Consider the following 7,923-nt stretch of genomic DNA (forward strand, 5'->3'; position numbering starts at 1 on the left):
GCCTCCTCTCGTCGTGTTCCGGCACGCGCCCTGGTGCGGCCCCTCAACCGAGCGATCCGGCGGGCACGAGGCGGGGCAGCGTGGACGTCTGGCGGCCGAAGGCCGGCCGGGCCACGTCCCGTACGGTCAGGATCGAACGCTGGAGCCTGCGCAGCCGCGCCGAGGGCTCCATGCCCGTCTCCTTCTTCAGTCCGTTGCGCAGCCGCTGGTAGACCTCCAGGGCCTCGTCCTGCCGTCCGCAGCGCAGCAGCGCGACCATGAACTGGCCGTGCAGCGGTTCGTTGGTGCGGTACTGGGCGACGAGTTCGGAGAGGTCGGAGATCATCTCGAAGTGCCGGCCGAGCCGCAGTTGGGCCTCGACCCACTGGTCGAGGGCGCTCAGCCGGGAGGTCTCCAGGCGCTCGATCTCCATGCGCAGATGGGGACCGGCCGCGACGCCCGCGTACGGTTCACCGCGCCACAGAGCGAGGGCGTCGGAGAGCCGGCGTGCCGCGCGCTGGAGGTCGCCCGCCTCCATGGCCCGGTAGCCGGCGCCCGCGGCCCGCTCGAACTGCCAGGCGTCGTTGGAGCCGCCACCGGTGTCGAGCCGGTAACCGCCGGGCAGCGAGACGAGTACGGCCTCGGCGGTGTGGCGCTCCAGCCAGTTGGAGCCGTCCGCCGGCGCCCCGGTCCCGCGCAGGGCCATGGTGATCAGCGCCCGCAGGTCGATGATGTGGGACTGAAGTTCGACTCGGGCGCCGCGCGGCGGCCCCGACGGCCAGAGCTCCTCCATGAGTACGGTCACGGGCACGACCTGGTCCGCGTTGGCCGCGAGCAGCGCCAGCAACTGTCGCGGCGCGGCGGCGGTCGGAGTGATCGACACCCCGTTCTCGCGTACCGACAGTCCCCCCAGGATCCGGACGTCCACTTTGCCCCCTCAGTGTCGGTGAACGGCTTGGCCCTGGACGATTAGAAAAGAGACCCGGAGGCATGTCAATAAGAAACCGCCGGGTATGGAATTTCTGAACCCGAGAACGCGGAAGAATGTCCGCTTGGCGCGGGTTTGTCGCTATCAGGAATCCGTAAGCGGCGCAACGAAGCGTACCCGCGGGTCCAAGATCTGGACTCACGGGTACGCTTTCCGATGTCTATTTCAGACGACGTCAAGATGTCGGCTTCATGTCTTCCTCGAAAAACCGGCAGCCGGGTATGGTTTCACCCATCAGAATGACCTGCCCCGGGGGGCCCGGGGCGCCGGACACCCCTAGCCCGCCGCCGCCTCCGCCGCGCGCAGGGCGCGGGCGCCCCGCCCGGGCTCCATGTCGAGCATCGCGAGCACGGCGGGGACCGCGATGCTGGGCAGCACATGGCGGTAGAGGGCCGAGGCCCAGCGGTCCATGTCCGCCCGGTTGCTGCCCAGGGCCTGGGTCATCAGGTTCAGGCCGGCGTAGGAACCCACCACGAGCGGCGCCACCTCCTCCGGGTCGGCGTGCGGCAGCAGTTCACCGCGCTCCTTGGCCTCTTCGAGCACCCGCAGATTGAGATCGGTCCACTCCCGGTAGGGGCCGCTGCGGTTGAGCTCGTGGCCGCCCTGGTCGAGGGTGAGCCGGACGCTCCCGCGCAGCAGCCCGTCATGGGTCAGCCGATGCGCGAACACCATGCCGATGTCGACGAACTCCTGCATCTTGGAGACCTGCGGCATCGGCGTGGGCGCGGTCGACACCTGGGCGTCGATCACCGCGTGCGCGAGGTCTTCCTTGGAGTCGAAGTGGAAGTAGAGCGCACCCTTGGTGACCTGGGCGAGCTGGAGGATGTCGGTGAGTTTCGCAGCCTCGTAACCACGCTCGTCGAAGACGGTGGCGGCCGCTTCCAAGATCGCCTGGCGCGTCCGAATCGCGCGATCCTGCTTCGCCATTGGGGGTCACGTCCCTCTCATAGCCCGATGCCCCACAGGACACACGCGCTCGCTCCGTGCCTGCTCGCACTTCACGGTCGAAAACAGCAAGTATGGACGGATACGTGCAGAGGACACAAGACATCGCACGCAGGCCGTTCGGCCGGGCGGCATCCGGCTCACACCATCGTGAAGCCGCCGTCCACCGGCATGATCGCACCGGTGACGAACGACGATCGGTCACTGCAGAGCCAGGCCGCCGCCTCGGCGATCTCCTCGGGCTCGGCGGTCCGCGGCTGCGGGGTGGCGGCGTGCAGCGCCTCCTCGATCCCGGGCACCGCGGCGAACCACTCGGTGACCACTTCGGTACGGGTCGTCCCGGGAGCCACCGAGTTGATCCGGATCCCCTGGGCCGCGTACTCGGCGGCGGCGGCCTTGGTCAGTCCCACCACGGCGTGCTTGGCGGCCACGTAGGGCGCGGCGACCGGGGTCGCGAGCAGTCCGCCGACGCTGCTGGTGTTCACGATGGCGCCGCCGCCGGTGGTCAGCATCGCGGCGATCTCGTCCCGCAGGCAGTTCCAGACCCCGCGCAGATTGACGTCCAGGATCCGGTCGTAGAGCTCGTCGTCCATCTCGTGCAGCGGCTCGCGGCCGGCGCCCCACCCGGCGTTGTTGAACGCCACGTCGAGCCTTCCGTACGTGTCCACCGCGCGCGCCACGGCGGCCCGGGTGTCCTCGCGGCGGGTTATGTCCGCCACCACGTACTCGGCCTCGGCGCCCTGCTCGCGCAAGTCGGCCACCAGAGCCTTGAGTCTGTCCTCGCGGCGGGCGGCGAGGACCACGCGGGCGCCCTCACGGGCGAAGACCCGGGCGGCGGCCGCTCCGATTCCGCTGCTCGCTCCGGTGATCAGGGCGACCTTCTCGGGCAGCAGGCGGTGGTCGGCAGTCATGGGACGTTCGTCTCCCTCGGCAGTTGGATGTGTGACACCCGGCTGTGTGGCGCCGAGCGCGTCGTCGTCGACAGGGCTGACGGAATCACAGGTCCGGCCGCGACGGCGGCGGCTTCGGGTGGATACGCCACGTGAATCTCAGCGGTTCCAGACCGTACCGGCGGCGGCCTCGGCGTCGAGGGTCCGCAGCAGGGACTCGTCGATCTCGTCGAGCGAGCGCACCACGTGTCTGACGCCCGCCCGGCGCATCAGCTCGCCCTGGAACCCGTGGGCGAAGTCGCTCGGGTGGCCGACGAAGGGCACCCCGAGCTCCTTGGCGGCCTCCGCGACGCGGGCGACGTCGTCGATGAAGAGGATCTGGTCGAAGCGGAGCCCGAGGTCCCGCGTCAACTCGCGTACCCCGGGCCGGAAGTCGTTGGTGCACACATAGCCGGGCGCGTCGAAGAGATGCGCCTGCTCCCGCAGGTGCAGGTCGAAGTGGGACGCGTCGAGCCCGCCGTAGCAGACCGTCCGCAGCCCCAGTTCCCGCAGCCGCACCAGCAGCTCGGTGGCGCCGTCGAGCAGGCGCAACGGGTGCTCGGCCAGATGGGCGGCACGCTCCTCGAAGTAGGCCGCGAGCACGTCCTCGGGGCTCCAGGAGAGTCCGGCCGCGGCCCCGAGGGCCTTGGCGGCGGTGAGCTGGGTCTGGGAGAAGATCTCCCGCTCCACCTCGGCGTCGTAGTGGCCGCCGCGACGGGTGATGAACCGGTGGATGACCGGGCTGAACGTGTCGTTCAGCAGCACGCCGTCGATGTTGACGGCGGCGACGGATATCTGACGCAGGTGTTCCACGGAGTCTCCAAGGGACAGCCGATCGGCGGGCCGGGCATATCGGAACGAATCGCGCGCGGATGGTGACGCGATCACCCGAACCGGCGTCTCGGATACCCGAGAAACAAACCTGGCGGTACAGATTTCCGGCAGCTGGAAGATACCCGAAGCCACCTCACTCGTGAACCCTCGGGTCTCATGAGTCGGACATCTGCCGTTCTGACAGGCGTCGTTGAACACGGGCAGACTCGAAGGCCCTCCCCCTTTCCCCGCGTCGACCTGACAGAACCGTACCCGCGCCCTTGCGAAACGTACCGAGGGGTTCGTAACTTCCGCGGTGCTGGTTGCCCGAATCTCCTTAGTAGGCCCTTAGTAGAGGGATCTCATGCTGCAGACGTCCGCCCCGACCGACATCGTGGACACGGAAGCCTTCCAGGGGCTCACCACGACGGCTCCCCGTGAGTACGTTCACCGGGCCGCGCTCGCCGAGGTCTTTCTCACTGCCGACTGGTCCCGTACGGACGAGGCGCACTTCACGCTCAGCGCCCAGTGGCCGCGTGGACACTCCTTCTTCGGCCCGGTCGGCGGCTCGCACTACGACCCGATGCTGGCCGCCGAAACGATCCGTCAGGTGGGTGCGCTGCTCGCCCACGCGGGCTTCGACGTGCCGCTGGGCCACCAGTTCCTGATGTGGGAGCTCAACTACCGCGTGATGCCCGCGATGCTGCCGGTCGGCGGGGCGCCCGCCGATCTGCGCCTCGACGTCACCTGCACCGACATCCGCCGCCGCGCCGGCCGGCTGGCCGGGCTGAGCTACGAGGTCGTGGTCAGCGAGCAGGGCCGGACGCTCGCCACCGGCAACGCCCGCTACACCTGCACCAGCCCCGAGGTCTACCGCCGACTGCGCGCCGACCGCCTCGCCGAGGCGGCGACCGCCCAGGAGCCGCCCACCGCGGCCGTGGAGCCGCGGTCCGTCGGCCGGCTCAGCGAGTTCGACGTCGTGCTCACGCCGACCGAGCGCGCCGACCGCTGGCAGCTGCGCGTCGACACCCGCCACCCCGTCCTCTTCGACCACCCCGGCGACCACATCCCCGGCATGGTCCTGCTGGAGGCGGCCCGCCAGGCCGTCCAGACACTGACACCCGTCGGCCGGCCGGTGCTGCCGGTGGCGATGGACTCCACCTTCCACCGGTACGCCGAGTTCGGCAGCCCCTGCTGGATCGAGACCGAGCCGGCCGTGGACTACCCGGGCAGCCCGGAGCGACTGATCCGGGTGACCGGCCGCCAGGACGACGAGATCCTCTTCACCGCCATCACCACGGTCGCGGAACTCCCTTCCTGACCGATCAGTTCAGGGACGCGGCGATCAGCAGCCCGAACGCGGCGGTGATCAGCACCGTACGGACCGCGTGGAAGGCGTTCCAACGCTTCTCGAAGGCCGCGCGGACCGCGGACGGATCCACCCCCGTCCGCTCCGAGGCGGCCAGCGCGTTGTTCAGCGGAACGTTGCCGCCCATCGTGATCAGGTGGTTGACCACGGCGCAGACGAGACCGGCCAGGACCAGCCACTTCTGGGTGTCCGAGCGCCCGTCGACCGGCACGAAGAACGCGGCGACCGGGAAGGCCACGACACCCAGGAACACGATCAGGAACACCGGCTTGGGAACGTACTCGTTGATCCGCCGCATCGCGTCGACGAACTCCGCGTCCCCGAGCCGGGCGAGCGCGGGCATGATCCCGGTCATGAAGATCAGCATGAACCCGGCATAGAGGCCGGTGGAACCGACGGCGAGGGCAAGCAGCAGGGTGGCCATGGCCCCATCATGACGGGATCCACGGCCACCGCGCAGCAGTTGTGGATCAGCCGGAGTACGGATCGCCCGATTCCGCGCCGCCGTCCCTCACCAAGAGCTTGTCCGCCTGCCGGATCGCCTCCGTCAGCTCCCGTACCACCTTGGAACCCGACCGCTGCGCGATCGCCTCCGAGCGCTCCGCGAGCTCGGTGAGCCTCGGCGCGCCCGGCATGTCGCCGCCCCGCAACCGGTCGGCGAAGTAGGCGGTGACGGCGGTCAGCTGAAGGCTGTCGTGGCCCGGGGCCCAGAGCGAGGAGGTGAGCGCGCTCGTCCCGACGCTCCCGGTGTTCTCGTGCGGGGCGCGGTTCTTCGGGTCGAGCCAGCGGACCGTGGCGGTGGCCAGCGGCCCGGTGCTGCCGGACCGGGTCTTCACCGCGTACAGCGCGGTGACGGTGTGCCCCGCCCCCACCTCGCCGCCGTCGACCTTGTCGTTGCGGAAGTCCTCGTCGGCGACCTCCCGGTTCTCGTAGCCGATCAGCCGGAACCGCTCGACGGTCTTCGGGTCGAAGGCGACCTGCGCCTTGGCGTCGCGGGCACGCAGCTCGATGTTCGTGGGCAGTTGGTCCACGAAGACCTTGCGCGCCTGCTCGATGGTGGAGACGTACGTGGTGTGCCCGTCGCCCTTGTCGGCGAGCTGCTCCATGAACGCGTCGCCGTAGTCGCTGCCGACGCCGACGCCGAAGAGGGTGATCCCGTACTCCCTGCGCTCCTTGTCGATCCGGTCGAGGATCGACTGCGCGTCGGTGTCGCCGGTGTTGGCGAGGGCGTCGGAGAGCAGCACGACCCGGTTGGTGGCGCCCTTGCGGTGCCCCTCGACGGCGACGTCGTAGCCGGTGCGTACGCCGGCCTCCACGTTGGTCGAGGAGGTGGTCCTCAGCTCGTCGACGATTCCGTGGATCCGCTCGCGCTGCCCCTTGACCTTCGTCATCGGGAGCCGGGTCTCGGCCTCGTTGCTGAAGGTGACGAGCGCGACCGAGTCGTCGTCGCGGAGCTCGTCGGTGAGGATGCCGAGGGACTCCTTGACCAGATCGAGCCGGCCGGTCTCCGCCATCGAGCCGGAGATGTCGACGACGAAGGTCAGGGCGGCGGGCGGGCGTTCGCCCTTCCGGTCCGCTGCGGCGGTGGCGAGCCCGACCCGGACGAGCGACCAGCCGTCGTCCCCGGTCCGTGCCCCGTCGATCGTCACGCTGAAGCCGTCCCCCTCGGGACGGGGATAGTCCGGCCGGAAGCTGTTGACGAACTCCTCGGGCCGTACGGACGTCGGGTCGGGCAGCCGTCCCTCGGAGAGGGTGCGCCGGGCGTAGCCGTACGAGGCGGTGTCCACGTCCAGGGCGAAGGTGGAGAGCCAGTCGGCGGGCGGCCGGGAGCGCTGCTCGCCCTCGGGGGCGTCGTCCTGGCGTGCGTCGGGGCTTGCGTCCTGACGGGCGTCCGGGGCGCGGTGGCCGCCCCCTCGCCCGTCCGCGCTCTGACGGCTGTTCTCTCCGGCCCCGCACCCGGTCAGAAGCAGCCCGGCGGCCAGGATCCCGGCGGCGAGCCGCGCCCTGTGGCGTCGCTTCATGTCATCTCCCCCTCAAGTTGGAGCACTTGTGAATGTGACGTCCGAGGAGGCCGAAAGGAGCAGACGAAGGAGTTGCGGATGGATCTCAATGCGGCAACGGCGGCCGGGGCGGCCTCCCGTGGCATGGACTCGCCATCCTTTTCAACAGGGGTTGTCACCGTGTGCAGTCACATGCGTACATGGAGTGGCACACCGATCGGGCGGGGGTGGTCAGCGGTGGCAGAGACTGCGGGCTCCGTGATGCTCGCGCGATCGGCGATGAGCAGGGCCATACCCGAGGCACAGCGGCCACCGGGGCGCCCCGTCCGCGGCACGCGGCGGATCAGCGCCGCGCTGGCCGGACTCGCCGCCTCGACGCGGCACGAACTGCTGACCTTCGACGACCCGGCCGCCTCCGCGGGCCGTGCGATCCCCGAGCCGTTCCTGGAACTGGCAGGAGCGTGCATGCGGGCCGCGGCGGAGCGGGCCCCGGAGGTCAGACGGATCGTGCCGCGGCACGCCCTGCCGCATGTGGCGGGCGCGGTCGGGGCACCGGGGCGGGCCCGTCTCACGGACTCGATCCCCTTCAAGATGATCGTCGTCGACCGTACGGTGGCGGCGGTCCCGCTCGATCTGGAGCTGCTGTACAACGGGCTGCTGTTGATCCGCGACCCGGTCGTCGTGCAGGCCCTGGTCCGCGCCCATCACATCAGTTGGGACGCGGGCGAGGAGCTGGTCGGCGCCACCACCCCGCCGCGCGAGCTCCCCGCCCAGCTCCGCCCGGTCCTCGAAGCGCTCCTCGCCGGCCTCACGGACGAGACGGCCGCCGCCCGCCTCGGCATGTCCGGCCGGACCTACAGCCGCCGGGTCGGTGAGCTGTTGCACGCCCTGGGCACGACG

The 7,923-nt window shown here is 70.3% G+C and carries 8 protein-coding genes; 2 read left to right on the forward strand and 6 right to left on the reverse strand.

All coding sequences use genetic code 11. The annotated features are described in order from the left end of the window. Positions 1-43: 43 nt before the first annotated feature. The 4 genes from ACFC0D_RS37470 to ACFC0D_RS37485 all read right to left on the reverse strand — a co-directional run bounded on the left by ACFC0D_RS37470 (position 44) and on the right by ACFC0D_RS37485 (position 3,654). Complete coding sequence (locus ACFC0D_RS37470; protein WP_376446332.1) at positions 44-907, reverse strand: BTAD domain-containing putative transcriptional regulator; 864 nt, start codon at positions 905-907, stop codon at positions 44-46. 336 nt (positions 908-1,243) lie between these two features. Then, entirely contained in the window at positions 1,244-1,894 is a 651-nt protein-coding gene (locus ACFC0D_RS37475) for a ScbR family autoregulator-binding transcription factor (RefSeq protein WP_376446333.1), read from the reverse strand. 158 nt (positions 1,895-2,052) lie between these two features. Next, positions 2,053-2,823, reverse strand: a complete 771-nt coding sequence (locus ACFC0D_RS37480) for a glucose 1-dehydrogenase (protein ID WP_376446335.1) — start codon at positions 2,821-2,823, stop codon at positions 2,053-2,055. A gap of 138 nt (positions 2,824-2,961) precedes the next feature. Beyond that, entirely contained in the window at positions 2,962-3,654 is a 693-nt protein-coding gene (locus tag ACFC0D_RS37485) for an HAD family hydrolase (RefSeq protein ID WP_376446338.1), read from the reverse strand. A 364-nt stretch (positions 3,655-4,018) separates the two neighbouring features. Between ACFC0D_RS37485 and ACFC0D_RS37490 the strand changes: the two genes are divergently transcribed. After that, the gene (locus ACFC0D_RS37490; RefSeq protein ID WP_376446341.1) at positions 4,019-4,975 is read left to right on the forward strand and encodes a ScbA/BarX family gamma-butyrolactone biosynthesis protein; all 957 of its coding nucleotides are present in this window, start codon (positions 4,019-4,021) and stop codon (positions 4,973-4,975) included. 4 nt (positions 4,976-4,979) lie between these two features. Here the strand turns inward: ACFC0D_RS37490 and ACFC0D_RS37495 are convergent, their stop codons facing one another. Then, the gene (locus tag ACFC0D_RS37495) at positions 4,980-5,447 is read right to left on the reverse strand and encodes an anthrone oxygenase family protein (protein WP_329120396.1); all 468 of its coding nucleotides are present in this window, start codon (positions 5,445-5,447) and stop codon (positions 4,980-4,982) included. 46 nt (positions 5,448-5,493) lie between these two features. Continuing rightward, the gene (locus ACFC0D_RS37500; RefSeq protein ID WP_376446344.1) at positions 5,494-7,044 is read right to left on the reverse strand and encodes a von Willebrand factor type A domain-containing protein; all 1,551 of its coding nucleotides are present in this window, start codon (positions 7,042-7,044) and stop codon (positions 5,494-5,496) included. A 216-nt stretch (positions 7,045-7,260) separates the two neighbouring features. On the opposite strand from ACFC0D_RS37500, the gene ACFC0D_RS37505 reads away from it, so the two are divergent. Then, the coding region (locus tag ACFC0D_RS37505; RefSeq protein ID WP_376446347.1) for a DNA-binding response regulator at positions 7,261-7,923 on the forward strand (663 nt) is incomplete at its 3' end.

Source organism: Streptomyces sp. NPDC056222, assembly GCF_042264065.1.
Lineage (GTDB): Bacteria > Actinomycetota > Actinomycetes > Streptomycetales > Streptomycetaceae > Streptomyces.